The organism is Streptomyces sp. CB02009 (genome assembly GCF_001905825.1).
In the GTDB taxonomy this organism is placed as follows: Bacteria; Actinomycetota; Actinomycetes; order Streptomycetales; family Streptomycetaceae; genus Streptomyces.
This window is the reverse complement of sequence record NZ_LIVV01000001.1, coordinates 539057-564865: the sequence shown is the minus strand read 5'-3', so window position 1 is coordinate 564865 and position 25809 is coordinate 539057. Positions and strand designations below refer to the sequence as shown.

Annotated in this window: 24 protein-coding genes and 1 riboswitch; of the genes, 17 read left to right on the top strand and 7 right to left on the bottom strand. The window is 73.9% G+C overall.

The genetic code is table 11. From position 1 onward, the window contains the following. Window positions 1–28 precede the first annotated feature (28 nt). Complete coding sequence (locus AMK27_RS02500; protein ID WP_073902362.1) at window positions 29–751, top strand: SDR family NAD(P)-dependent oxidoreductase; 723 nt, start codon at window positions 29–31, stop codon at window positions 749–751. 167 nt (window positions 752–918) lie between these two features. On the opposite strand, the gene AMK27_RS02495 is transcribed toward AMK27_RS02500, so the two are convergent. Then, window positions 919–1170: a hypothetical protein gene (locus AMK27_RS02495; protein WP_073902361.1), complete on the bottom strand. Its 252-nt coding sequence runs from the start codon at window positions 1168–1170 to the stop codon at window positions 919–921. Window positions 1171–1497: 327 nt separating this feature from the next. Here AMK27_RS02495 and dhaK point away from each other — a divergent pair, with 327 nt between their 5' ends. From dhaK to AMK27_RS02450, 9 genes are all read left to right on the top strand, one after another. Then, complete coding sequence (gene dhaK / locus AMK27_RS02490) at window positions 1498–2490, top strand: dihydroxyacetone kinase subunit DhaK (protein WP_073902360.1); 993 nt, start codon at window positions 1498–1500, stop codon at window positions 2488–2490. 26 nt (window positions 2491–2516) lie between these two features. Continuing rightward, window positions 2517–3152, top strand: a complete 636-nt coding sequence (gene dhaL / locus AMK27_RS02485; RefSeq protein ID WP_073902359.1) for a dihydroxyacetone kinase subunit DhaL — start codon at window positions 2517–2519, stop codon at window positions 3150–3152. Then, window positions 3149–3628, top strand: coding sequence for a PTS-dependent dihydroxyacetone kinase phosphotransferase subunit DhaM (locus tag AMK27_RS02480; protein WP_073902358.1), 480 nt, complete (start codon window positions 3149–3151; stop codon window positions 3626–3628). The genes dhaL and AMK27_RS02480 overlap by 4 nt, the downstream gene beginning before the upstream one ends. A 110-nt stretch (window positions 3629–3738) precedes the next feature. Beyond that, window positions 3739–3944, top strand: a riboswitch (cobalamin riboswitch). A 29-nt stretch (window positions 3945–3973) separates the two neighbouring features. Next, window positions 3974–4672 carry an energy-coupling factor ABC transporter permease gene (locus AMK27_RS02475; RefSeq protein WP_073902357.1) on the top strand — a complete coding sequence of 233 codons (699 nt, stop codon included), beginning with the start codon at window positions 3974–3976 and terminating at the stop codon, window positions 4670–4672. Then, window positions 4669–5130 carry an energy-coupling factor ABC transporter substrate-binding protein gene (locus tag AMK27_RS02470; RefSeq protein ID WP_073902356.1) on the top strand — a complete coding sequence of 154 codons (462 nt, stop codon included), beginning with the start codon at window positions 4669–4671 and terminating at the stop codon, window positions 5128–5130. Before AMK27_RS02475 ends, AMK27_RS02470 begins: the two co-directional genes overlap by 4 nt. Window positions 5131–5136: 6 nt before the next feature. Beyond that, window positions 5137–5886: a cobalt ECF transporter T component CbiQ gene (gene cbiQ / locus AMK27_RS02465; protein WP_073902355.1), complete on the top strand. Its 750-nt coding sequence runs from the start codon at window positions 5137–5139 to the stop codon at window positions 5884–5886. Beyond that, entirely contained in the window at window positions 5883–6743 is an 861-nt protein-coding gene (locus AMK27_RS02460; protein WP_073902354.1) for an energy-coupling factor ABC transporter ATP-binding protein, read from the top strand. The genes cbiQ and AMK27_RS02460 overlap by 4 nt, the downstream gene beginning before the upstream one ends. 328 nt (window positions 6744–7071) lie before the next feature. After that, window positions 7072–9087, top strand: coding sequence for an NADPH-dependent 2,4-dienoyl-CoA reductase (locus AMK27_RS02455; protein WP_073902353.1), 2016 nt, complete (start codon window positions 7072–7074; stop codon window positions 9085–9087). 32 nt (window positions 9088–9119) lie between these two features. Next, entirely contained in the window at window positions 9120–9656 is a 537-nt protein-coding gene (locus AMK27_RS02450) for a PadR family transcriptional regulator (protein WP_073902352.1), read from the top strand. Window positions 9657–9698: 42 nt separating this feature from the next. On the opposite strand, the gene AMK27_RS41590 is transcribed toward AMK27_RS02450, so the two are convergent. Then, window positions 9699–10088: a hypothetical protein gene (locus AMK27_RS41590; protein ID WP_073902351.1), complete on the bottom strand. Its 390-nt coding sequence runs from the start codon at window positions 10086–10088 to the stop codon at window positions 9699–9701. Window positions 10089–10260: 172 nt separating this feature from the next. Between AMK27_RS41590 and AMK27_RS02440 the strand changes: the two genes are divergently transcribed. After that, window positions 10261–11652, top strand: a complete 1392-nt coding sequence (locus AMK27_RS02440) for an FAD-dependent oxidoreductase (RefSeq protein WP_073902350.1) — start codon at window positions 10261–10263, stop codon at window positions 11650–11652. A 71-nt stretch (window positions 11653–11723) separates the two neighbouring features. Here AMK27_RS02440 and AMK27_RS02435 read toward each other — a convergent pair whose 3' ends face one another. After that, window positions 11724–13064 (bottom strand): DUF2252 domain-containing protein, encoded by a 1341-nt coding sequence (locus AMK27_RS02435; RefSeq protein ID WP_073902349.1) that lies wholly within the window; start codon window positions 13062–13064, stop codon window positions 11724–11726. 184 nt (window positions 13065–13248) lie between these two features. On the opposite strand from AMK27_RS02435, the gene AMK27_RS44115 reads away from it, so the two are divergent. Continuing rightward, entirely contained in the window at window positions 13249–14007 is a 759-nt protein-coding gene (locus AMK27_RS44115; protein ID WP_073902348.1) for a GntR family transcriptional regulator, read from the top strand. A gap of 81 nt (window positions 14008–14088) precedes the next feature. Here the strand turns inward: AMK27_RS44115 and AMK27_RS02425 are convergent, their stop codons facing one another. Continuing rightward, the gene (locus tag AMK27_RS02425; protein WP_073902347.1) at window positions 14089–15624 is read right to left on the bottom strand and encodes an amino acid permease; all 1536 of its coding nucleotides are present in this window, start codon (window positions 15622–15624) and stop codon (window positions 14089–14091) included. Window positions 15625–15687: 63 nt separating this feature from the next. Next, the gene (locus AMK27_RS02420) at window positions 15688–16662 is read right to left on the bottom strand and encodes a hypothetical protein (protein ID WP_073902346.1); all 975 of its coding nucleotides are present in this window, start codon (window positions 16660–16662) and stop codon (window positions 15688–15690) included. 302 nt (window positions 16663–16964) lie between these two features. Between AMK27_RS02420 and AMK27_RS02415 the strand changes: the two genes are divergently transcribed. The 5 genes from AMK27_RS02415 to AMK27_RS02395 all read left to right on the top strand — a co-directional run bounded on the left by AMK27_RS02415 (window position 16965) and on the right by AMK27_RS02395 (window position 22043). After that, window positions 16965–18524 (top strand): FGGY family carbohydrate kinase, encoded by a 1560-nt coding sequence (locus tag AMK27_RS02415; protein WP_079188150.1) that lies wholly within the window; start codon window positions 16965–16967, stop codon window positions 18522–18524. Then, on the top strand, window positions 18521–19948 hold the full coding sequence (locus AMK27_RS02410) for an FAD-dependent oxidoreductase (RefSeq protein ID WP_073902345.1): 1428 nt from the start codon (window positions 18521–18523) through the stop codon (window positions 19946–19948). Before AMK27_RS02415 ends, AMK27_RS02410 begins: the two co-directional genes overlap by 4 nt. A 40-nt stretch (window positions 19949–19988) precedes the next feature. Then, entirely contained in the window at window positions 19989–21215 is a 1227-nt protein-coding gene (locus AMK27_RS02405; protein ID WP_073902344.1) for an FAD-dependent oxidoreductase, read from the top strand. Window positions 21216–21252: 37 nt separating this feature from the next. Then, window positions 21253–21729 (top strand): NUDIX domain-containing protein, encoded by a 477-nt coding sequence (locus AMK27_RS02400; RefSeq protein ID WP_073902343.1) that lies wholly within the window; start codon window positions 21253–21255, stop codon window positions 21727–21729. A 62-nt stretch (window positions 21730–21791) separates the two neighbouring features. Continuing rightward, window positions 21792–22043, top strand: coding sequence for a hypothetical protein (locus AMK27_RS02395; RefSeq protein WP_073902342.1), 252 nt, complete (start codon window positions 21792–21794; stop codon window positions 22041–22043). A gap of 96 nt (window positions 22044–22139) precedes the next feature. On the opposite strand, the gene AMK27_RS02390 is transcribed toward AMK27_RS02395, so the two are convergent. Both AMK27_RS02390 and AMK27_RS02385 read right to left on the bottom strand, forming a co-directional pair. After that, window positions 22140–23387, bottom strand: a complete 1248-nt coding sequence (locus AMK27_RS02390) for a cytochrome P450 family protein (protein ID WP_073902341.1) — start codon at window positions 23385–23387, stop codon at window positions 22140–22142. Between the two features lie 322 nt (window positions 23388–23709). Beyond that, window positions 23710–25635, bottom strand: a complete 1926-nt coding sequence (locus AMK27_RS02385) for an NAD-binding protein (RefSeq protein WP_073903846.1) — start codon at window positions 25633–25635, stop codon at window positions 23710–23712. Between the last annotated feature and the right edge of the window lie 174 nt (window positions 25636–25809).

Sequence of the window (25809 nt, the reverse complement as noted above, 5' to 3'; positions counted from 1 at the left end):
TCCGGACGGCGGAGGGTACGTTGCCCGGGTGGACGAAGACGCGCGGAAGTACGGTGCGCAGACAGAGCGGCCGCCCGTCCTTGTGGTCGGAGGCAGCCGCGGGATCGGACGGGCGAGTGCGGTGGCACTGCACGGTGCGGGGCACCCGGTCGTCGCCTGGTCCCGGTCGGTCCGGGAGGGGGCCTCGGATCCCGCGATGCGTGGGATCGCACGGGCCGCTGTGGACGTCCGGGAACCGGACGCGGTGGCAGCGGAGTTCACGCGCAGCGCCGACGCCGGCCAGCGGCCGGAGGTGCTGGTGTACTCCGCGGCGACCGTCGGGCGCGGAACCGTGGGCACGATAGGGGCGCGGACCTGGCGGGACACTCTCGAGGTCAACGCCGTCGGCGCCCATACCGTCCTCGACCAGTACCTGAGGGCCTTCGGCCGGCATCCGTCGCGGGTCATCGGACTGACCTCGGAGGCCGCGCTGTTCCCCGCAGCGGGACGATCCGCCTATGCCGCGTCCAAGGCCGCGCTCGGAACCTTCCTCGAGGCGTACCGGGAGGAGGCCAGAGGATTCGGCACCCTGGTCACCGTGCTGTACCTGGGCAAGGTCAACACCACGCTCTCCCGCCGGTCCACTGCGGACAACATGCGCGCACTCCAGCCGCCGGATGTGGCTCAGGTGCTCGTCTGTTTGCTCGAACTGGCTCCCCATGTGGAGGTCCGTTCTCTCGAAGTGACCTCGGTGCGCTCCAAATACGGATGATCACGTGCGGTGTCCGGCGAACTGCACGGAGACAGAATCCCACGCTTCGGACGCCAGGAGGAGGGGGCCGGAAGGGGGGGCCACTCCTTCCTGGGCTCAGGACGTCAGGAACGAGCCGAGCGCCTCCGCGACAGCCGCCGGATCCTCCAGTTGGAAGTAATGCCCGACTACCAGGCAGCAGCGGGGAGGGCGCTGGAGACCGCCAGGTGCAGAGGGGCGCGCAGCAGCTCCGGAGTCACCGTGCTCAGGTTGTCGGGGTCGTTCCCGCACGCGGTGAGTACAGCGCGTACCGACTCTTCGGTCAGATCCCCCACGAGGAATCTCTCCGCCTGGGCGTCCGCCGTGATCAATCTGCTGAGCCTGCCATCCTGATCGATGTCGACGGTGCGGACCACCAAGAGCACGTTGATGTGCGGCAAGCATGCATCCTCATACGGACACCAGCCATCCAGCCGATCGCAGGTCAGCCCAATCCGCCGCACGAAGCCTGTCGGCAGAGAACCGGACTTTCCGGCCGCGACGCACCAGTGCGCGACCACATCCCCATGCCGATAATTGCGCCATCATGCACAGGCGCAAAGAGCACCCGTCACAAGACGCCCAAGTCGACGACGGGTCGGCGTCAGTACCGCGCGCAGCCGCGCCCCAGTGCCGTGGACCGCCAAGATCAATCGCACGCCTTGCCCATCCTGACCTGCGAAAAGCCTGCTCAATTACGTGCCTGCTCGTCTCACCAGGAGGTATCCGTGAGGATGCTCATCAACGTCCCCGAGACCGTCGTCGCCGACGCGCTGCGGGGGATGGCCGCCGCTCATCCCGAGCTCACCGTCGACGTGGAGCGGCGGGTCGTGGTGCGGCGCGACGCGCCCGTGGCCGGGAAGGTCGCGCTGGTGTCCGGCGGCGGCTCCGGGCACGAACCCCTGCACGGGGGGTTCGTGGGGCCCGGGATGCTGGCGGCCGCCTGTCCCGGGGAGGTGTTCACGTCGCCGGTGCCCGATCAGATGGTGCGGGCCGCAGCCGCCGTCGACAGTGGCGCCGGGGTGCTCTTCGTCGTCAAGAACTACACCGGTGACGTGCTGAACTTCGATATGGCGGCGGAGCTCGCCGAGGACGAGGGCGTCCGGGTCGCCAGGGTCCTGGTCGACGACGACGTGGCCGTCACCGACAGCCTCTACACCGCCGGCCGGCGCGGGACCGGCGGCACGCTCTTCGTCGAGAAGATCGCGGGCGCCGCCGCCGAGGAGGGCGCGCCCCTGGAGCGCGTGGAGGCGGTCGCCCGCCGGGTCAACGAGCGCTGCCGCTCCTTCGGGGTCGCCCTGAGCGCGTGCACGACCCCCGCCAAGGGCAGCCCCACCTTCGACCTTCCCGAGGGAGAGCTGGAGCTGGGCATCGGCATCCACGGCGAACCGGGCCGCGAACGGCGCCCGATGATGACCTCTCGCGAGATCGCCGACTTCGCCGTCGACGCCGTCGTCGAGGACCTCCGCCCGTCCGGGCCCGTCATCGCCCTGGTGAACGGGATGGGCGCCACCCCGCTCCTCGAGCTGTACGGGTTCAACGCCGAGGTGCAGCGCGTCCTCGGCGAACGGGGTGTGCCGGTGGCCCGGACCCTCGTCGGGAACTACGTGACCTCGCTCGACATGGCCGGCTGCTCCGTGACCCTGTGCGAGGTGGACGAGGAGCTCCTGCGCCTCTGGGACGCGCCCGTGGAGACGCCCGCGCTGCGCTGGGGCCGGTGAGACACGTGACGGAAGAGAGGACCGGCATGACGCAGACGTTCGAGGCGGACTTCCTGGTGCGCTGGCTGGCCGCCGTGGCCGAGGCCGTCGACCGGGAGGCGGACCGGCTCACCGAACTCGACTCGGCCATCGGCGACGCCGACCACGGCGCCAACCTCCGGCGCGGCTTCGCCGCCGTGACCGAGACGCTGGCCAAGGACCCGCCGACGACGCCGGGCGCGGTGCTCACCGCCGCCGGGCGGCAGCTGATCTCCACCGTGGGCGGCGCTTCGGGGCCGCTGTACGGCACGCTGCTCCGCCGTACCGGCAAGACGCTCGGCGACGACGAGCGCGTCACCCGCGAGCAGTTGGCGGAGGCGCTCGGCTCCGGCGTGGCCGCCGTGTCCCAGCTGGGCGGCGCGCAGGTGGGCGACAAGACGATGCTCGACGCGCTCACGCCGGCCGTGGAGGCACTGCGGGAATCGTTCGGCGCGGGCCGCGCGGCGGCCGAGGAGGGCGCCCTCGCGACCGTACCCCTGCGGGCGCGCAAGGGCAGGGCCAGTTATCTCGGCGAGCGGTCGGTGGGACACCAGGATCCCGGGGCCACGTCCTCGGCGCTGCTGTTCGCCGCGCTCGACGAGACCGCCCGCGCGGAGGCCCCGGGCGCCGAGGAGGCGTCATGAGCCAGACGGCTTCGGGTGCGGCCGCATCCACGTCCGCCGATTCCGGTGCCGGGTCGGACGGTTCCGATGCCCGGTCGGGTGCCGTCGGCATCGTGCTCGTCTCGCACAGCGCCGCCGTCGCGAGCGCCGTCGCCGAGCTGGCCCGGGGGCTCGCCGGTGGGGGTGACCTCGCCCCGGTCCGCCCCGCCGGCGGCACCCCCGACGGCGGTCTGGGGACGAGTTCCGAGCTGATCACCGAGGCGGCGAAGGCCGTCGACGGGGGCGCCGGGGTGGCGCTCCTCGTCGATCTGGGGAGCGCGGTGCTCACCGTGAAGGCCCTCCTCGCCGAGGGCGACGAACTGCCGGAGGGTGCCCGGCTCGTCGACGCGCCGTTCGTCGAGGGCGCGGTCGCGGCTCTCGTCACGGCGAGTGCGGGCGGGGACCTGGACGCCGTGGCGGCAGCCGCATCGGAGGCGTACGCCTACCGCAAGGAGTGACCCGGGGGATGCCCCCGCGGTCGCCCGGGGGCATCCCCCGGGCGACTGCGGGGAGTGAGCGGGAGGCCGCACCCGGTGGCGACCGTGTTGTGATCCAGCAGGTCAACGCACTAATGTCGCAGGGCCTTGGTGTACGGGAAACCGGTGCAGTACCGGTGCGGCCCTCGCCACTGTGATCGGTAGGTCCGGTTCCACCCCCGCGGGAACGCCCTCGGGGAAGCCACTGGACCACGTCGGGAGACCGTCGTGGTGTGGGAAGGCGGAGTCGGGCGGAATGACCGTCAGCCAGGAGACCGGCCAGGGTGCGTTGTCCATCCACGAGGTGCTGGAGAGGGTCTCCCAACCATGCATATAGCCGAGGGGTATCTGCCCCCTGTGCACGCGGCCGCCTGGGGCGTCGCGTCCGCGCCGTTCGTCGTCCACGGGGTCCGCGCGCTGACCCGCGAGGTGCGGTCGAATCCCGAGTCCACCCTGCTGCTCGGCGCCGCCGGCGCCTTCACGTTCGTCCTGTCGGCACTCAAGTTGCCCTCGGTGACCGGCAGCTGCTCACATCCGACCGGCACGGGTCTGGGTGCCATCCTGTTCCGGCCGCCGATCATGGCGGTCCTGGGGACGATCACCCTGCTCTTCCAGGCGCTGCTGCTCGCCCACGGCGGGCTGACCACGCTGGGCGCGAACGTCTTCTCGATGGCGATCGTCGGCCCCTGGGCCGGATTCGGGGCCTTCGTCCTGCTGCGCCGGTTCGGTGCGCCGCTGATGGTCGCCGTGTTCTTCGGCGCGTTCGTCGCCGACCTGTCCACGTACTGCGTGACCAGCGTCCAGCTGGCGCTCGCCTTCCCCGACCCGGGCAGCGGCATCCCCGGCGCGCTCGCCAAGTTCGGCGGCATCTTCGCCGTCACGCAGATTCCGCTCGCGGTCAGCGAGGGCCTGCTGACCGTGCTCGTGATGCGCCTGCTCACCCAGTCCAGCAAGGGCGACCTGATCCGGCTCGGCGTCCTCGCCGGCCGGACGTCGGAGCGACGCGAGGAGGCGACCGCGCGATGAACCGGAACACGAAGATCAACGCCCTGCTGCTGCTCGTCGTCGCGGCGCTCGCGGTCCTGCCGCTCGCGCTGGGCCTCGGGGACCACAAGGAGGAACCCTTCGCGGGGGCCGACGCGGAGGCCGAGACCGCCATCACGGAACTCCAGCCCGACTACGAGCCGTGGTTCAGCCCGCTCTACGAGCCGCCGTCCGGTGAGATCGAGTCGGCGCTGTTCGCCCTCCAGGCCGCTCTCGGCGCCGGGGTCCTCGCGTACTACTTCGGCCTGCGGCGCGGCCGTCGGCAGGGGGCGGCTCGGGCGGAGGCAGTCGGGTCGGCCGGTGCCGGAGCCCGTGGCGATGACGGTGCCGATGACGGTGCCGATGCCGATGCCGGTACTGCGACAGCAGCAGCCGCGACCCCGACCGCGGACGACGCGGGCGGAGGCGGCGGCCGGTCCGCCGGCGGTCCGGGCGCGTAGCCGCCGATGCTGCCGATCGACGCGGCGGCGCACAGCAGTCGCTGGCGCCGCCGACATCCCGCCGAGAAGGCGCTTCTCGGCTTCGGTCTGACCCTGTGCGCGGTCGGTCTGCCGCCGTGGCCGGGCGCGGTCCTCGTCGCGGCGGCCACGCTCACGGTGCTGCTCGGTCCGGCCGGTGTGCCGGGCCGGGCGCTGTGGCGCGCGTTCCGGATCCCGCTCGGGTTCTGTGTCACGGGCGCGATTCCGCTGCTCTTCGAGGTGGGCGGCGCCCGGGGGCTCGTGGCCCTCGCGCCGGACGGTCCGACGCACGCGGGCGAGTTGCTGCTGCGGACCGCTTCGGCCTCGCTCGGGGTGCTGCTCTTCGCGTTCACGACGCCGGTGTCCGACGTCCTGCCCCGGCTGGTACGGGCCGGGGTTCCGGCGCCGGTCGTGGACGTGGCGCTGGTGATGTACCGGATCATCTTCCTGCTGCTCGACGCGATGTCCAAGATCCGGCAGGCACAGGCGGCCCGGCTCGGGCACACCACCCGGGCCGCGACCTGGCGTTCCCTCGCCGGCCTCGGTGCGACGACCTTCGTCCGGGCCTTCGACCGGGCGCAGCGCCTGCAGTCGGGGCTCGCCGGGCGCGGGTACGACGGGACGCTGCGGGTCCTGGTGCCCGCCGCCGCGCTCTCCCGCCCGTTCCTCGGGGCGACGGGCGCGCTGCTCGCCTGCCTCGTCGCCCTCACCCTCGTACTGGAAAGGCTCCTTCCGTGACGTCTCGGACCCCTGTCGTGGAACTGGTGCAGGCCGGCTTCGCCTACGAGGACGGGCCCCCGGTCCTGTCCGGCGTGGACTTCGCCGTCGCGGAGGGGCGGGCGGTCGCGCTGCTCGGGCGCAACGGCAGCGGCAAGACGACGCTGCTGCGCCTGCTCAGCGGCGGGCTGCGGTGCGTGAGCGGGGCGCTGCGCCTGGACGGTACGGAGGTGGCGTACGACCGCAAGGGGCTGACCAGGCTGCGGACGACCGTGCAGCTGGTGGTGCAGGATCCCGACGACCAGTTGTTCGCCGCGTCGGTGGAGCAGGACGTGTCGTTCGGTCCGATGAACCTGGGGCTGGCAGAGGACGAGGTGCGCGGGCGGGTCCGGGAGGCCCTGGAGGCGCTGGACATCACCGCGCTCGCCGACCGGCCGACGCATCTGCTGTCGTACGGGCAGCGCAAGCGGGCGGCGATCGCGGGCGCGGTGGCGATGCGGCCCCGGGTCCTGATCATGGACGAGCCGACGGCCGGTCTCGATCCGCACGGGCAGGAGCGGCTGCTCGACGCGCTCCAGCGGCTGCGGGAGGCGGGCACGACGGTGCTGATGGCCACGCACGATGTGGATCTGGCGCTGCGCTGGGCGGACGAGGCGGCGGTGCTCGCCCCGTCGGGGCTGCGGACCGGGCCGGTCGCGGAGCTCCTCGCGGACGACTCGCTGCTCGACGAGGCCCGGCTGCGCCGCCCCTGGGGTACGGCGGTGGCCCGGCTGCTCCGCACCCACGGCCTGCTGGCGGCGGGGGCGGCCGAGCCGCGGACGCCGGAGGAACTGGACGCGTGGCTGGGAGCGGCGGCGAGCCCGCTGCGTACCGAGTAGCCGGGAGCGGCGAGCCCACTGCGTACCGAGTACCTGGAGCGGCGGCCCCGCTGCGTACCGAGTACCCGGGGCGGCGCGCCCCCTGCGCACCGAGTGGCCCGGAGCGGCGCACCCCCTGCGCACCGAGTGGCCCGGAGCGGCGCGCCCCCTGCGTACCGAGTAGCCCGGAGCGGCGCGCCCCCTGCGTACCGAGTGGCGGTGGTCACCGGACACCACCGGAAGCTACCGAGTAGTAGATGTCACGTCCCGATTCTTCTGCAACTAGTTGCACAAAGGGAGGGGGTCGCCTAGAACTGAGGGCGACGATCCTGCGCGAGGAGGCGCCCGCATGACCCCGTACCCGCACCTGCTGAGCCCGCTCGACCTCGGGTTCACCACCCTGCCCAACCGGGTGATCATGGGGTCGATGCACGTCGGCCTCGAGGAGACCGAGCACGGCTTCGAGCGCATGGCCGCCTTCTACGCCGAGCGGGCCCGCGGCGGTGTGGGCCTCATCGTCACCGGTGGCATCGCGCCCAACGACGCCGGCCGCCCCTGGGACGGCGGCGCCAAGCTGACCACCGCCGACGAGGTCGCCGAGCACCGGCTGATCACCGACGCCGTGCACGCCGAGGGCGGCCGGATCGCGATGCAGATCCTGCACTTCGGCCGGTACGCCTACCACCCCGCGCTGGTCGCGCCCAGCGCCCTCAAGGCCCCCATCAGCCCGTTCGTACCGAACGAGCTGACCGACGCCGAGGTCGAGCAGACCGTCGAGGACTACGCCCGCTGCGCCGAGCTCGCCAAGGAGGCCGGGTACGACGGCGTCGAGGTGATGGGGTCCGAGGGCTACCTCATCAACGAGTTCATCGCCGCCGCGACCAACCAGCGCACCGACCGCTGGGGCGGCTCCTACGAGAACCGCGTCCGCTTCCCGCTGGAGATCGTCCGCCGGATCCGCGAGTGCGTCGGCGAGGACTTCATCCTCGTCTACCGCCTCTCCATGCTGGACCTCGTGCCCGGCGGCTCCACCCTGGAGGAGGTCGTCCAGCTCGCCAAGGAGATCGAGGCCGCCGGCGCCACCATCATCAACACCGGCATCGGCTGGCACGAGGCGCGCATCCCCACCATCGCCACCTCCGTGCCGCGCGGCGCCTACACCTGGGTGACGAAGAAGCTGATGGGCGCGGTCTCCGTGCCGCTCGTCACCAGCAACCGCATCAACACCCCCGAGGTCGCCGAGGAGATCCTCGCCGACGGCCGCGCCGACCTCGTCTCGCTGGCCCGCCCCTTCCTCGCCGACCCGGACTTCGTCGCCAAGGCCACCGCCGACCGCGCCGACACCATCAACACCTGCATCGGCTGCAACCAGGCCTGCCTGGACCACACCTTCAACCTGAAGATCACGTCCTGCCTGGTCAACCCGCGCGCGTGCCACGAGACCGAGCTGGTCCTCTCCCCCACCCGCCGCGCCAAGCGGATCGCCGTCGTCGGCGCGGGCCCGGCCGGCCTCTCCTGCGCGGTGTCGGCGGCCGAGCGCGGCCACTCCGTGACCCTCTTCGACGGGGCCGCCGAGATCGGCGGTCAGCTGAACATCGCCAAGAAGGTCCCCGGCAAGGAGGAGTTCGACGAGACGCTCCGCTACTTCCGCGTCCAGCTCGCCGAGCGCGGGGTCGACGTGCGCCTCGGCACCCGGGTCGCGGCCGGCGACCTGGACGCGTTCGACGAGGTCGTCGTCGCCACCGGCGTCTCCCCCCGCACCCCCGGCATCGACGGCGTGGACCACCCGAGCGTCCTCAGCTACCTGGACGTGCTGCGGGACGGCGCGCCGGTCGGCGAGCGGGTCGCGATCATCGGCGCCGGCGGCATCGGCTTCGACGTCGCGGAGTTCCTGACGGACGGCGGGGAGGGCGCGAGCCAGGACCCCGAGACGTACTTCCGCCAGTGGGGTGTGGACACCTCGTACGAGAACCGGGGCGGGCTGCGCGCCCCCGAGCGCGAGGCGCCGCCGCGCCAGGTCCACCTGCTCCAGCGCAAGGAGTCCAAGGTCGGCGCTGGCCTGGGCAAGACCACGGGGTGGATCCACCGCACCGAGCTCAAGCACCGCGGCGTCGCGATGGTCGCCGGTGTGTCGTACGACCGGATCGACGACGAGGGCCTGCACGTCACCATCGGCGGCGAGCAGCAGCTCCTGCCCGTGGACACCGTCGTGCTCTGCGCGGGCCAGGAGCCGCGCCGGGACCTGTACGAGGAGCTGGTCGCGGCGGGCCGCGTGGCGCACCTGATCGGCGGCGCCGACGTGGCCGCCGAACTGGACGCCAAGCGCGCCATCGACCAGGGCACCCGCCTCGCGGCCACCCTGTGATCACCGTGGCCGGCCACTTCTAGGATGCGCTCATGTCCCTCCCGCACGCGATCCTCACCGCGCTGCTCGAGAAGCCGTCCTCCGGCCTCGAACTGACGCGCCGCTTCGACAAGTCGATCGGCTACTTCTGGTCGGCCACGCACCAGCAGATCTACCGCGAGCTGGGCAAGCTGGAGCAGGCGGGGCACATCCGCGCCCTGCCCGCCCCGGTGCCGGTGCGGGGACAGCGCAAGGAGTACGAGGTGCTGCCCGCTGGCCGTGAGGAGCTCGGCGCCTGGGTGGCGAGGTCCGAGGACCCCAAGCCACTGCGGGCCGCCCTGCTGCTCCGGATGCGGGCGGCCGCGGTGGTCGGGGCGCCGGGCCTGCGCGCCGAGCTGACCCGCCATCTCGCCCTGCACCAGGAGCAGCTGGACGAGTACCTCGCGATCGAGACCCGCGACTTCCCGAGCGAGCGCCGCCGGTCGGAGCCCGACCGGCTGCGCCATCTCGTCCTGCGGGGCGGGATCGAGATGGAGCGCTTCTGGGTGGAGTGGCTGACGGGGGCACTGGCGGAACTCGGGACGGAGTGACCTCCGGGCGGGTCCTCTCCGGACCCGCCCGGTCCACGCCGTTCAGGCGAACCAGAGACCGCAGCGCCGGTGCCGTGCCGGGGGTACGTCCACGGTGTCGGCGGCCCCCGGATCGAGGGTCCCGCCGGGCAGGTTCACGAGCCGCAGCAGGAGGCCCGTCCGGATGCGCAGGCGCGTCCGGGCCCGGCGTTCCTCCATGGCGGCCCAGTGCGCCACGGTGCGGTCCTGCTGGAAGCGGGGCCAGTCGTACAGGGCCACGGTGCGGCGGATCGCGCGCGGGCGGGGACGGGCGCCCTCCCGCGCCGCCTCGGTGAGGCAGGCGGCATCGCGGCGGAGGTCGTACAGGACGAGGGAGAGGTAGGGGTCCCGCCACGGGTCCTCGTCCGCGAGCCGTCGCCGTGAGCGGGGGATGTGATGTGCGGTGCGTGCCATGGGGACTCCGTGGGTCGGCACCGCCGGGGACCTCCCGGCGGGCTACCTGAACCCCGTGGGCCCGTAGGCCCGTTCGCCTGCCATGTGGCTGATCCTAGCGGCGCCGACGCGACGCGGCCCGTGCGGTTGTGGATACTGGGAGGTTGGAGTTCCACGACACGAAAGGGCGGGTATGGCCGACGACTTGGGGCACCGCGCGACACGTCACGCGGTGGTCATCGGGGGAAGTCTCGCCGGGCTGCTGGCCGCCCGGGTGCTGGCCGAGCACGCGGAGCGGGTGACGGTCGTCGAGCGCGACCGGCTGCCCGAGGGGCCGGAGGCGCGGGCGGGCGTCCCGCAGGGCAGGCATCTGCATGTGCTGATCGAGGGCGGGCAGCGGGCGTTCGACGAACTGCTTCCGGGTTTCACGGACGAGTTGACCTCGCTCGGCGCCCCCACGGTGGGCGCGCCCGAGGACATGGTCCAGTGGCAGAACGGCCGGTGGTTCCGCCGCACCGCCGCCACCACCCGCCACTACACCGGCCCGCGCCCCCAGCTGGAGTGGCTGGTGCGGCAGCGGGTGCTCGCCGATCCGCGCATCGAGCTGGTCGAGGGCACCGAGACCGTGGGCCTGACGGGCGACTCGTCGCGGGTCAGGGGGGTGCGGCTGCGTGAGCGGGGAGCCGGGGCCGACAAGAAGACGCGCACCCTGGCCGCCGATCTGGTGGTGGACGCCTCCGGGCGCTCGACGAAGTCGGCGGACTGGCTGGCGGGGATCGGCGCGGAGGCCCCGCACGAGGAGACCCTGGACACGGGTCTCGCGTACGGCACGCGGGTGTACCGCGCCCCGGCCGAGGACGCCGGGACCGACGCGACGGGCTACTACATCGTGCCCGACCCCGCCCAGGTGTACGGCGGCGTGGTGCTACCCCTGGGCGACGGCCACCACCTGGTGACCCTCTCGGGGTTGCGCGGCGACGAACCGCCCACCGAGGAGGGCTCGTTCGAGGAGTACGCGAAGCGGCTGCCGCATCCGGTGATCAGCGACTGGCTGGCGCGGGCCGAGCCGGTCTCGCCGGTGTACGGCTTCCGCAGGACCGCCAACATCCGGCGCCGGTACGACCGTCCGGGCCGCCGCCCGGCCGGCTTCCTCGCGATCGGCGACGCGCTGTGCGCGTTCAATCCCATCTACGGGCAGGGCATGGCCGTCGCCGCGCTCAGCGCGGTCGCGCTGCGCCAGGCGCTGGCCGACCCGAAGCGCACCCCGACGACCCGTACGGTGCAGCGCGCACTGCTCGACGCCTCCCGGCAGGCCTGGGACATCTCGGCGGGCGCCGACAAGAAGATGCCGGGCGCGACCGGTGACGCGGCCCGGCCGGGCCCGATGGACCGCGCTGTCGGCTGGTACCTGGGCCGGGTGGTGGAGCGCGCCGCGGGCAACCCGGCCGTGGGGGCGTCGTTCCGCGCGGCGATCACCCTGACCGCGCCGCTGACGAGCCTCTTCGCCCCCTCGGTGGCGCGGGCGGTGCTCTTCGAACCGGTCGGCGAGACGCCGTCGGGGCCGCCGCTGCGCCGCGACGCGTAGGGAGCGGGCTCCCGGGGCCGGCCGCTACCGTGAGGCGCGGCCGGCCGCCGCGTGCGGCCTCGTGCTCCTTCTCAGACCCCCGGCGCCGCCACCACCATCCCGGCGGCGATGGCCCCGCCGAGTGCCGCGTAGTCGTCGGCGTTCTGGCCCGCGTAGGCGTGGGCGAAGTCGGCGACGGCGTGGTCGAAGACGTCCGAGCCGCCGAGGTACGCGGCGATCGCGATGCGGTCTCCCGAGCGGGCGTGCGCCCGGGCCAGGGCGCGGCCGCAGAGTCGCGCGTAGTCCCGCAGCATGGTGGCGGTCATGGTCTCCACCTCGGCGGAGCCCTTCATGTCGCGCAGCTGGCGCCAGTAGAAGTGGCGCTTCTCGGGTCCGGTCATCCAGCCGAGGAAGATGTCGCTGGCGGCCTGGGTGAGGCGCTGCCCGTAGACGACGCGGCGCCCCTGGTGGGCGTATGCGCTGGGCTCCAGGTACGGCTCGAGGACCGAGCCGACGGCCTCCTTGATCTGGAGGATGAGCGGGTCGCCGTCGTCCCTGCCTTCGAGGAGGAGCACGAAGCAGCGGGTGCCGACGCTGCCGACCCCGACGACCTTGCGCGCGGCTTCGAGGAAGCGGTAGCGGTCGAGGAGGACCCGCCGCTCCTCGGAGAGGGAGCTGCGGTAGTCGTGGTAGATCTTGCCGAGGGTGACCCGGTCGATGTCCGTGGTCCGTTCGAGGAGCGGCGGGTCGTCGACGAAGTGCCGCCTCCCGGTCGCGTCTGTCTCGGTGAGCTTGGCGAGCGCGTGGAGGCTGGTGCGCCGGCGGGCGCGGGCGAGCCGGTTCTCGAACCGGGCGCGTTCGTCGCGGCGCACCAGCGGGACGAGGTCCTCGGCGGCGATCCGCTCGTACCAGACGGCGAGCTCCCCGAGGTCGGCGAGCCGTCGCATGGTGGTCCGGTACGACTCCACGGCGACGAGGGCCGCGCGGCGGGCCTTGGCCCTGCCGCTGCCGTTCTGGAGGGCGGCGACGGTGATGCTGGCGGCGAGCCGCTTCACGTCCCATTCGAAGGGGCCCGGGAGGGTCTCGTCGAAGTCGTTCACATCGAAGAGGAGCGTCCGTTCGGGTGAGGCGTACACCCCGAAGTTGAGGAGGTGGGCGTCGCCGCAGAGCTGGACGGTGAGTCCGGTGTGGCGCTGGGCGGCGAGGTCGGCGGCCATGACGGCGGCGGCGCCGCGGAGGAAGGCGAAGGGGGAGGCGGCCATCCGGCCGTACCGGAGGGGCACGAGGTCGGGCAGCCGGTCCTGGGCCTGGCGTTCGAGCACGCCGACGGGGTCGGGGCGCTGGGAGCTGGGGATCCATCGGCCGTGGGAGGAGCGGGGGACGCGCTTGCGGGCCGCACGGCCCTGCTCGGCACGCTCTGACGGTGTCGTCATCCGGCCTCACCCGCCTCGTCCGCGGTCACGGTCTCGTCCCCGTCACCTGCTACCTCATTACAAGATGACTCGCTCGTTTCGGCCACTCTGCCGGGCGACCCTGGCAAAATGGTTTAGACCAATGATAGGAATTGGTGACCCGCACGACCCATGCGGTCACGCTGAGCGAAGAGAGGGTTTGATCATGGCCGAGCCCGAATCCGAGGCGGCGGCAGACGCGCCGCTCTATCTCCGGGTCGCCGCCGCGCTGCGCGAGGACCTCGCCCACCGCCGCATCTCCCCCGGCAGCAGGCTCCCTTCGGAACGATCCCTGTCCCAGCGCTACCACGTCAACCGTCAGACGGTACGCAGTGCGCTCCAACTCCTCCGGGACGAACGGCTCGTGGTGACCGACCGGCGCGGCACCTTCGCCGCCTCCGGAGCCGAGGGCGGGAGCGAGCCCGTCGCCCCGGCCCTCACGGCACGCCGGCCGTCCTTCCCGGGCGGCCCCCGGGCGGCCGAGGCACTGGTACGGGCCTCGCTCACCTGGGAGCCGCCGCCCGCGCCGCTGACGGCGCGGCTGCTGCTCACCCCGGGCGAGCCGACGCTCGTCCACCGGCACGTGGTCCTCGGGCCGCAAGGAGGGGCCCTCCAGCGGGCGGTGTCGTGGTTCTCGCGGGCCGCGCTCACCGAGATCCCGCAGCTCGCCCGCTACCGCCGGGGGCGGGACGGGCGCCAGCAGCCCGATCTGCGGCTGCTCTACCACTGGATGCACCAGGCGGGGCTGCGGGTCACCCACCGGGAGTCGGTCGGTGTGCCCGGCCCGGCCACGACGGCGGCCGGCGGCGCGGCGCGCCTGGTCGTCCACCGGGTGGTGAGCGACCAGCACGGGCACGCGCTGGAGATCACGGACATCGACTTCTCGGCCCAGTCGGCGGCCTGGACGTACGAGTTCAGCGCCTGAGGGCGGGCCGGTTCCTGTCCGGTACGGGGACAGGAACCGGCTCTCTCCGGGTCTCCGGGTCTCCGGGTCTCGGGGTCTCCGTCAGATGATCCCTTCCGAGATCTCCGCCTCCTCGCGGGCGTTGCCGTACGCCGTCGGAGTGCCGTACGAGCGCCGGGCGACGTACCACCACACGCTGGCCAGGACGAGCACGACGGCCAGCGCGATCACGGCGTAGTTCATGGTGTCCACCGTCACCGGGGACTTCTGCGGCAGGCAGAACAACACCGTCACGAACGCCACCCAGACGACGGCGGTCCAGCCGATCGGCTTGCTCCAGCGGCCCAGGCTCCACGGGCCGGGGGTGAACCGCTTCCCGGCGCGCAGACGCAGGTAGATCGGGATCGCGTAGGCGGGCGTGATGCCGATGACGTTGATCGCGGTGACGGCGCCGTAGGCGGTGGCCGAGTACAGCGAGGGAAGGGCGAGGACCGCGGCCACGGCCACCGAGAGCCAGACGGCCGGGACCGGGGTCTGGGTGCGGCCGCTGACCTTGCGCCAGACCGCCGAGCCCGGAAGGGCGTTGTCGCGGCTGAAGGCGAAGACCATGCGGCTGGCGGCGGCCACCTCGGCGTTGCCGCAGAAGAGCTGGGCCACGATGACGACGAGGAGCAGGGCGGTGGCGCCGCCGGTGCCGAGCGCGTCCAGGAAGATCTGGGCGGGCGGGACGCCCGTGGCGCTGTTCTGCGTGGCGGTGTAGTCCTGGATGGCGAAGCTCAGCCCGGCGAGCAGGGCGAATCCGGCGAGCCAGGAGACCCAGATGGCCCGCACGATGCCCCGGGAGGCGGCGACGGAGGCGTTGGAGGTCTCCTCGGAGAGGTGGGCCGAGGCGTCGTAACCGGAGAACGTGTACTGCGCGAGGAGCAGGCCGATCGCGGCGACGTAGAAGGGGTTCGCCCAGCCGGTGTCGTTGACGAACTCGGTGAACACGAAGTCGACGGACTGGTGCCGGTCGGGGATGAACGCGAGGGCGCCGACGATGATCGCCACACCCGCGAGGTGCCACCAGACGCTGATCGAGTTGAGCACGCTGACGAGGCGGACGCCGAAGAGGTTCAGGACGGCGTGGAGGAGCAGGATCGCGAGGAAGATCAGGAAGGTGGAGCCCGCGGTGGGTTCGAAGCCGAACTGGAGGTTCAGGAAGGCTCCGGTGAAGAGCGCGGCGCCGTAGTCGATGCCCGCGATGGCGCCGAGGAGACCGAGCAGGTTCAGCCAGCCGGTGTACCAGCCCCAGCGGCGTCCGCCGAGCCGGTCGGCCATGTAGTAGAGGGCGCCGGAGGTCGGGTAGGCGCTGGTGACCTCGGCGAGGGCGAGGCCCACGCACAGCACGAAGAGTCCGACGCCGATCCAGCCCCAGAGCATGACGGCGGGGCCGCCGGTGCCCATGCCGAATCCGTACAGGGTCATGCATCCGGACAGGACGGAGATGACCGAGAAGCTGATCGCGAAGTTGCCGAAGCCGCCCATGCGGCGGGCGAGGACGGGCTGGTAGCCGAGCTCTCTCAGCCGCGCCTCCTCGTCCTGCGCCGGGGGTGGCTTGCGCAGCGCGTCGGTGGGGTCGGGGGCGGTGCGGGACATGCGTTCCTCCGGGGACGGGGGTGAGCGGGGGGGGGAGGGTGGAGCTGGGGGGAATCGCCGGGCTCAGCTGCCGAGACAGCGGGCGCGTGCCCGGAGGAAGACCTCTTCGGCGAGCACGCGGTCGTCCGGGTGAGGAGTCCGGTACGCCCACGGCAGGGTCGTGTAGTACGGGCCGAGCGCTTCGAAGACCCGGGCCGCGTCGGGGAACCGGAGGGCTCCGAAGAGGGCGTGCGCCAGGTGGTTGACGTCGAGCAGGGAGGCTTCGTCGGTGGCGCAGAAGAGGAACCAGGTGTCGAGGGCGCGCTGGGCTTCGCGGACGGCGTCCTCGGCGACCCAGTGCAGGTCCAGGGCGCGTTCGTGACCGCGCTCGCGCCGGTAGCGTTCGACGCGGACGTACAGCGGGAGGACGTGCAGGGCGGAGCCGACGGGCGCCGAAGAGGCGGCCCAGTGCGCGTAGTTGACGGCCTCGGAGAGGGGGCCGGGGCGTCGTGCGTACACGAACTGGAGCATGCGGTGGTGCGCCTCGCGGTTGTGCGGGTCGCGCTTCTCCGCCTCGGCGAGCAGGCCCCAGGGGCCGGGCGGCAGCATGGGGGCCGGCGGGGACAGCCGGTGCTCCTCCATCCGCTGGCGGCCGTCGAGGGCGGCGAGGGCGATCAGGCCCACCCAGGGCACCGGGTCGTCGGGGGCGAGGTCGGCCGCCTCCCGGCACGCGGTCCAGGCCTCCTGCCACAGCTCCCGGGTGCGGGCGTGCCCGGCGCGGTGCGCGCGTACGGCCCGCTCGACGGTCACGCGGCTGTGCATCACGGTGGCGGCGAGGCTCCCGGGCTGCTCGGTCCGCCACATGTGGACGACGTCCGTGCCGGCGGCGACGGCGGCCAGGACCTGGGTGCGCCGGGTCCAGCCGTCCCAGCCGGTCGTCTCGTCGAGGAGCCGCGCCATCGCCACCCAGCGTCCGGTGCGTAAGTCCTGGACGGCGTTGCGCAGGGCGTGGTCGTGGCCCGCGGGGTGGTAGACGGGTCTGAAGCCGTGTCCGGCCATCAGGGGGTGGTGCGTGCTGTGGATGACATGGGTCCTCGGTGGATGGGAGGGGGTGGTCAGTCCCCCGGCGGGCGTCCCGGCCGTTGATCGGCGATCACTATAGAGGGCTCTGGATCCGACCGGTCCACTTTCTTTTCTGACGGTAATTATCAAGCCAACGACTAAATTTGACTTACTGTCAGGTTCGGCGATCGACCTGACGTGATCACCCGGCGAGGCTTGACGGAGCGTCGCGACGACGGCACCCTGACCCTTTTCGGTGATCGGATGATCACCGAACGTCCACGGACAGGAGCAGCGCGATGACGGGCGGCCCGGTACTCGCCGTCGACCAGGGCACCTCGGGCACCAAGGCCCTCGTCCTCTGCCCCGAGCGCGGAGTCGTCGGCAGCGGTACGGCTCCCGTACGGCCCCGGTACCTGCCGGGCGGTCTGGTCGAGGTCGACCCGCGTGAGCTGTACGACTCCGTGGTCACCGCGGGCCGCGCGGCGCTCGCCGAGGCAGGCACACCGGTCGTCGCCGTGGGTCTCGCCAACCAGGGCGAGACGGTCCTCGCCTGGGACCGCGCCACCGGCGCGCCACTCACCGACGCCCTGGTCTGGCAGGACCGCCGAGCAGCCTCCGTGTGCACCGAACTCTCCTCACATGCCGCGCAGTTGAGGCATCTGACCGGCCTTCCTCTCGACCCCTACTTCGCCGCTCCCAAGATGGCCTGGATCCGCCGCCACGCCACCGGCGCCGGCGTCGTCACCACCAGCGACGCCTGGCTCGTCCACCAACTGACCGGCGCCTTCGTCACCGACGCGGCGACCGCCGGACGGACCGGACTCCTCGACCTCGACACCGTCGCCTGGTCGGAGACCGCCCTCGACCTGTACGGCCTGGGCGGTGAACGCCTCCCCCGGATCGTGGACTGCGACGCGCCCGTCGGCACCACCACCGCCTTCGGCCCGCCGCTGCCGCTCACCGGCCTGCTGGTCGACCAGCAGGCGGCGCTGCTCACCCAGAGCGCCGACGACCCCGCCGCCGCCAAGTGCACGTACGGCACGGGGGCGTTCCTCCTCGCACAGACCGGCCCCGAACCACGCCGTGCCTCGTCGGGCCTGGTCAGCTGCGTCGCCTGGCGACTCGGCGGACGGGTCGCCCACTGCCTGGACGGCCAGGTGTACACCGTCGCCTCCGCCGTGCGCTGGCTCACCGACCTCGGGGTGATCGGCGGCGCGGCCGAGATCGACCCGGTCGGCGCACGGGTACCGGACACCGGCGGTGTCACCTTCGTGCCCGCGCTCGCGGGGCTCGCCGCACCCTGGTGGCGGGGCGACGTGCGCGGCTCGCTCACCGGGCTCGGCCTGGACACCGCGCCGGGCCATCTGGTCCGCGCCCTCTGCGAGGGCATCGCCGCGCAGGTGGTGGATCTCGCCTCGGCCGTGGCCTCCGACCGGGGCGCGCCGCTGACCTCGCTGCGCGCCGACGGCGGCCTCACCCGGTCGGCGCTGCTCATGCAGACCCAGGCCGACCTCCTGCAACGTCCTGTCGAGGTCTCGTCGTTGCCCGACGCGACGGCGCTCGGCGTCGGCGCGGTGGCCCGGCTCGGCCACGAACCGGGGCTCGCGCTCCGTGAGGCCGTACCGGAGTGGAAGCCCTCGGCCGTGTACGAACCCCGGATCTCGGCCGACGAGGCGGGCGCGCGCCTCGCACGGTTCCGGGCCGAGGTGGCGGCGCTGGTCGAGCGGACGGGACCGCCCTCGGGGGCCCCGACGCCCGAGGGCTCTGGTTCAGGTTCCGCTTCGCGTTCCGGCTCAGGTTCCGCTTCGGGCTCCGGCTCCGGCTCCGGCTCCGGCTCCGGCTCCGGCTCCTCATGAGTGTCACCCGGACAGGTCCCCTCCCCGCGGGCGCCGACGCGACGTACGACGTCGTGGTCGTCGGCGCGGGGGTCGTCGGCTCCGCGATCGCCCGGACCCTGGCCCGCCACCCCCTGCGCGTCGCCCTCGTGGAGGCCGCGAACGACGTCGGCGACGGCACGTCGAAGGCCAACACCGCCATCCTGCACACCGGTTTCGACGCCGAGCCGGGCACCCTGGAGGCGCGGCTCGTCCGTGAGGGGCACCGGCTCCTCTCCTCGTACGCCCAGGAGACCGGCATACCGGTGGAACCGGTGGGCGCGCTGCTCGTCGCCTGGGACGAGCAGCAGCGGGCCGCCCTCCCCCGCCTCGCGGCGAAGGCCGGACGCAACGGGCACCACACGACCGGACTGCTGACGGCCGGCGAACTCCAGGCCCGCGAACCGCACCTGGGGCCCGGGGCGCTCGCCGCACTCGACGTTCCCGGCGAGGCGGTGATCTGCCCGTGGACGACCACCCTCGCGTACGCCACCCAGGCCGTCCGCTCGGGCGTCGACCTGCACCTCGGCTGCCGGGTGGAGAAGGTCATTCCGGGCGATCCCCACCACCGGCTCGTCACCCGGCGCGGGGTGCTGCGGACCCGGCACCTCGTCAACGCCTGCGGTCTCCACGCCGACGCGTTCGACGCGCTGGTCGGCCGCGAGGACTTCACCGTCACCCCGCGCCGGGGGCAGCTGCTCGTCTTCGACAAGTTCGCCCGCGACCTGGTGCGGCACATCCTGCTCCCGGTGCCGGGCCCGCTCGGCAAGGGCGTGCTGATCGCGCCGACGGTGTACGGCAACGTCATGCTCGGGCCCACCGCCGAGGACCTGGACGACAAGACCGCCACCGGCACGACGGCCGAGGGACTCGCCGGCCTCCGCGAGCAGGGCGGCCGGATCCTCCCGGCGCTGCTCGACGAGGAGGTCACCGCCGTCTACGCGGGACTGCGGGCCGCCACCGGGCAGGAGGACTACCGGATCGCCGCGCACCCGGCACTCCGGTACGTGACGGTGGGCGGGATCCGGTCCACCGGACTCACCGCCTCCCTGGCCATCGCCGAGCACGTCCGCGGGCTGCTCGCCGACTGCGGTCTCGACCTGGGGCGCGAACGGCCCCTCGCCCGGCTCCGGATGCCGAACCTCGGCGAGGCCTTCCCCCGCCCGTACCGGGACGCCCGGCTCATCGCCCGGGACCCCGAGTTCGGCGCGGTCGTCTGCCACTGCGAGCGGGTCACCCGGGGCGAGATCCGGGCCGCGCTCACCTCGACGATCCCGCCGGGCGGCCTCGACGGACTGCGCCGCCGCACGCGCGCGCGTGGGGGCCGCTGCCAGGGGAACCTCTGCGGCGCGGAAGTACGGGCGCTGTTCGAGGAGCACACGGAGCGCCGGAAGGGGACCCGGTGAGCCGTACGGGCGCGGTCGTCCGAGGACGAGGAGGAGCCGGGTGAACCGTACGGTCGACGTGCTCGTGGTGGGCGCGGGTCCCGCCGGGCTCGCCGCGGCCGCGCGCCTCGCCGCGTCGGGTGCGGGCCGCGTCGAGGTCCTGGAGCGGGAGCCGGCCGCCGGTGGAGTCCCCCGGCACTGCGCCCGTCCGGGATTCGGCGCGGACGCCCGGGGCCGCCCCCTGGACGGTCCGGGCTACGCGCGCCGCTCGGTGCGCGCCGCCCTTAGGGCCGGGGCCGTGGTCCGTACGGGGGTGTCCGCCACCGGCTGGGCGGGGCCGCTCACCCTCGACGTCACCGCGCCGACCGGACTCGAACGCATCCGGGCCCGCGCGGTCGTCCTCGCCACCGGGGCCCGCGAACGCCCCCGCAGCGCACGGCTCGTCCCCGGGTCGCGGCCCGCCGGAGTCCTGACCACGGGCGAACTCCAGCGGCTGGTCCTCCGGTTCGGGGCGCGGCCGGAGCACATCGGGCGGCGGGCGGTGGTCGCCGGCGGCGGTCCCGTGGCCCGCGCCGCCGTGCGGACGCTGCGCGCCGCCGGCGTCGAGGTGGTGGGCGTCGTCTGCGAACACCCGGCGCGGAGAACGGCGTTCGGCACGGTTCCGGTGCTGAGCGGTGCGGTCGTATCGGAGCTCCACGGCCGGGGGCGGCTGACCGGCGTCTCGGTCGGGGGCGGGACGGACGGTGCGGCACGAATCACGCTGCGGTGCGACACCGTGGTCTTCACCGGGGACTGGATCCCGGACCACGAACTCGCCCGCGCCCGCGGACTGCCGCTCGCGCCCGGCACGCGGGGCCCCGCGACGGACGGCGCCTTCCGCACCGCCGCTCCCGGGGTCTTCGCCGTCGGCAACGTCCTACGCGGCGTGGAGCCCGCGGTGGTGGCCGCCGCGGAGGGGCGCGCGGTGGCGGCGGCCGTGGTCGACCTGCTCGACGGAGGGGCCTGGCCTGCGGACAGGGTGCCTGTGGGAGTGGCGGCGGGATCGACGGGGCCGCTGCGGTGGGTGACGCCCGGTCTGCTCGGCCCGGCGGCCGCGCCGCTGCTCGTGCGGCCGGAGCGCCGGCTCGTACGCCCGGTGCTGACCGTCACCCAGGACGGCGTCCCGCTGCGGCGGATACCGCTCGGCGGCTCGCTCGTCCCGTGGCGTTCGGTGCGGTTGCCGGCGGCGCGGTGGGCGGACGGGGTGGACCTCGGGGGCGGTCCGGTGGTGGTCGACGCCGAGGAGTGACGTGTGCGGTGGGGGCCCTTCGGCCACAATTGCCCGCATGTCTGACAAACGCAGTGCGGGTCTGCTCGTCTTCCGCCGTACGACGGACGGCGGCGTCGAGGTACTCATCGGCCATATGGGCGGGCCCCTCTGGGCGTCCCGCGAGCAGTCGGCCTGGTCCATCCCCAAGGGGGAGTACGAGCCGGACGAGGCCCCGGAGGCGGCGGCGAGCCGTGAGTTCCTGGAGGAGCTGGGGCACCCGGCACCCGAGGGCGCGTGGCTGGACCTCGGCGAGAACCGGCAGCGCAACGGAAAGCTCGTCACCATCTGGGCCGTCGAAGGAACCCTCGACCCCGCCGCGATCGTGCCGGGCACCTTCACCATGGAATGGCCGCCGCGCTCCGGCGTCCTGGGCGAGTTCCCCGAGATCGACCGAGTGGGCTGGTTCGCCCCGGAGACGGCCGCGCCGCTGCTCGTGGAGGGTCAGCGGGTGTTCCTCGACCGGCTGGTGGAGCGGCTCGACGGGCGGGGCTGAGGGCGATTGTCAGACCCGTACGAGAGGGTGGTGAGCGCCGAACTGTCGAGAGGGAGCCCGACATGACCACGACCACGATCACCGCAAGCGAGCGCGCCGCCGCCCAGGCCTACCTGCGGTTGCTCGAATCCACCCAGGCCGTGCTGACCGACCCGCAGCTCGCCCCGTACGCCGGGGTGATGCTCACCCACCCGATGGCCGAGGCCGACGAGGCGCTCCGCGCGGCCGGCCTCGTGGGGAACGAGGCACGGCTCCTGCGGCTCGTCTCCTCCCTGCGCACCTCCCCCGCGACCGCGTGGGGACGTAGCGGTTGAGGAGGAGCGCGGGTCCCGAGCGCGCCGAGCGCGGGGGCGTGCGCGGGGCCGTGCGCGGGGGTGAGTCGCTCCTCCCCGCGCACGGCTCGGGGACCGTCAGCCGCCCGGCCTGACCGGGAGCGTCCTCACACTGTTGCCGACGAAACCGGCGTGGCGGGGCAGTTCCGCGTCCGGGACGGCCAGGTCCAGTTCGGGGAAGCGGGTGAAGAGCGCTTCCAGGGCGACGGTGGCCTCCAGCCGGGCGAGCGGGGCGCCCAGGCAGTAGTGGGGGCCATGGCCGAGCGACAGGTGCTTCACCCTCGCCGTACGGGTCACGTCGAAGCGGTCGGCGTCCGGGCCGTGGGCCTTGGTGTCCCGGCCCGCCGCCGAGTAGCCGGCCAGCACGGGGGTGCCCCGCGGGATGAGGGTGCCGTCGACCGTGAGGTCCCGGGTCGGATAGCGGAACGGGAAGTAGCTGACCGGGCTGTCCCAGCGGAGGGTCTCCTCCACCACGTCCGCCCAGGTCGCGCGGCCCTCGACGACCAGGGCGAGCTGGTCGCGGTGGGCGCAGAGCGCCCGGACGGCGTTGGTCAGCAGGTTCAGGGTGGTCTCGTGGCCCGCGACGATCAGCAGGAGCAGAGTGCCGATCAGTTCGGCCTGGTCGAGCCGGTCGCCGTCCTCGTCGCGGGCCGCGATCAGCGCGCTCGTGAGGTCGTCGCCGGGGGCGGCGGCCTTGCCGGCGGCGATGGAGGCGAGGAGTTCGACGAGTTCACGGTTGGCCGCGACGGCCCGTTCGGGCGTGGTGTCGGTCGCGACGACGAGGCTGGACAGGTGGTGCAGTCGGTCCTGATGGGCGGCGTCGACGCCGAGCAGTTCGCAGATCACGCCCAGCGGGAGCGGAAGCGCGTAGTGGCGGCGCAGATCGGCGACGCCGTCACCGGTCCCGGCCGCCTCGGCGAGCCCGTCGAGGAGCCCGGCGGTGACCGCCTCGACGCGCGGGCGGAGTTCCTCCACCCGGCGGGTGGTGAAGGCGCTGCTCACCAGGGCGCGGAGGCGGCGGTGGTCGGCGCCGTCCGCGGTGATCATGCCGGGCACGGTGGCGAAGGTCCGCAGGGGCCAGCCGTCGGGTATGCGGCCCTCGGACAGTGCGGTGAAGTGCTGGGGGCCCTTGGCGACGTCCGGGTGGGAGAGGAAGTCCCGCAGGGCGTCGTGGCCGAGGACGGCCATGCCGTCGATCTCGCCGGGGAGCACCACCGGGGTGACGGCGCCTTCGGCGAGGAGACGGGCGTTGTGCGCGTGGGGGCAGCCGCCGGCGGGGTCCGGGCGGTGGGGTGGACGGGGGGTGGGCGCGGGCCGTGCGGTCACGTCGGCGACTCCTGTCTGCGGGCCTTCGGGCGGGGCGACGGCGGTGAGGGGCCCAGGACGCGGGGCCCTCGTGGTGCGGGATCCGGGTGGCCGCCCGTCCCGCCCCGGGGCCCCCCAGACGAGGTCCGAGGGAGGGACGACGGCTCACATGGGGTGGGCGAGGTGGGGCGCGGTTGAGGTCGAGGCCGGGTCGGCGTTCGTGCGAGGCCGGGTCGGGGTTCGTGCGAGGTCGGGTCGGGGCTGTGCGAGGTCGGGATCGTGCGGGTGCGGGGTGGCGCGGGTGCGGGTGCGGGGGGGGTCCGGGTCCGGGTCGAGCCTACGGTCAATTCCGTTCCGCTCGCGGCGGGTTGGCCGAGGTCGGGGCGCCCCGGCCCAGGAGTTCGGCCAGCCCACGGCGGGTTGCCGCCACGACGACCCGGTCGTCCGGCTTCAGTACGCGGTCGGGGTCCAGGCGCCAGGCCTGGCCCGTACCGGGCTTCGTGCCGCCGCCGTCCATGGCGATGACACGCCACCTGCCCGGCTGGAAGGCCTCGGCCACGGTCAGGCCGTCCAGGAGCGGGTGGGCCTCGACGTCGACCGCGGCGAAGAGGAGGACCCGGCGCTCGACCGGTACGGCACCGAGCACCTGACGGCCCAGCATGGCGCCCGCGAAGGCGGGTGCGGCCAGGTGGGAGACGCTGCGGCTGCGGGTGAGGGCCGCCGGGTGGGCCGTACGGAGCGTGCGGAAGACCGCCGTGGCGAAGTCGTCGTCGTACAGGCGGAGGACGACCCTCAGCTCGGGGCTGACGGCACGGGCGGAGAGCGCCGCCTCCAGGTTGGTGATGTCGATGCTGGTCAGGGCGAGCAGGGCGTGGGCGCGGTCGATGCGGGCGGCCTCCAGGACGCCCTCCTCCGTCACGTCGCCGATGACGGTGGGGACGCGCAGCCGTCGGGCGACGGCGATGCCGCGGGCCTCCGGATCGGACTCGACGCAGACCACGGGGATGTCCAGCCGGCGGAGTCGGGCGAGGACGCGGGTGCCGACCTTGCCGAGGCCGAGGAGGACGACGTGCCCGGAGAGTCCGCGCGGCGGCCTGCGCAGGGTGGTCGCCGTGCGGAAGGTGCCGAGGCCCTCGATGAGAGCGGCGACGATGACCGGCAGCAGGAGAAGTCCGACGAACCCGGCGAGGATCTGGAGGACCTGGCGGCTGGTCGACTCCCCCACGGCGGGGTCGCCGATGGCGAAGATGTCGAGCAGCGTCAGATAGGCGGCGTGCAGCGGATGGTCGCCGGTGGTGAAGGTGGAAGCCAGGGCGAGCGCGAGGACCGCGGCGGCCGCCCCGGCCAGGGACCAGCGCAGTCGCCGTGAGAAGAGCGAGGCGACGGGCAGCGCGGAGGCGGCGAGCCGGGCGGACGCCGCGGCGGGGCCCGCCGCGGTGACCGCTTCGAGGGTGACGGCGGCCCGGCCGGTGGCGGCGGCCACCGTGCGGTCGTCCGGCAGCAGTCGGGGCCCCGCGTCGCCGCTCCGCTCGGAGCCCTCGCAGCCCGCCGGGTCGCCGGCGGTGGCCGAGAGCAGGGCCAGGGTGCACAGGCCCGGGTCGGGCGCCTCTCCGGCGGCGGGCAGCCGCTCCACCGCGTGCAGGAGGAGTCCGCCGGCCTGGACCACCTTGCTGGTGCCGGCGACGGCGGCCGCGGCGAGGCCGGGGGCGGCGGTGTCGACGTCCGAGAGGACGGTGGTGGCGGCGGTCGGCCCGTCGGGGTCGAGGCCCGGTTCGGCGACGGCGGCGGCCTGGTCGAGGAGGGTCTCCAGGTGCTGGCCGAGCTTGCGGTTGTAGAGCCGGATGACGAGGCGCAGCCGGGGGTTGAGGCGGCGGGCGGTGAGCGCGGCGCGGATGTTGGTCTCGTCGTCCTCGTGGACGAGGGCGAGGGCGGTGGCCCGCTCCACGCCGGCCTCCGTCAGGGCCCGGTCGTCGGCGTCGGCGGACTCGACGACGCGCAGGGTGCCGGCGGGTTCATCGCCGTCCGTGCCGGCTGCCGCCGGGGCGACCGGGACGGAGGTACCGGGCGCGCCCGTCTGAGCAGGGGTGCCGGTGGTCCGGATGGCGGCCGTGACACGTCCGAAGAGGGCCAGTGCTCGGCCCGTGCGGGCGGTGGGCGTGCGCGGAGCGTCGGGCCGGACCGGCACGAGGAGGGTGACCTGCTCCCCGTACACCTCGTTCAGCTCGCCCGCGAGACGGTGGGCGAGGGCGTCGTCCCCGCAGACGATCATGTGCCCGGTGGTGGTCCGGCGCGGCTGGCGCTCGGCGCGGAACGCGGGCGCGCCGAACGGCCCCGCGCCGGGGGCCGCCGAGGACCTGGCGGGACCGGGCACGGACCGGGAGGCCTCTTCGGCGGGAGGGGCTCCGGCGCTCTCCGCCGGAACGCCGCTGCTCTGGTACGGGTG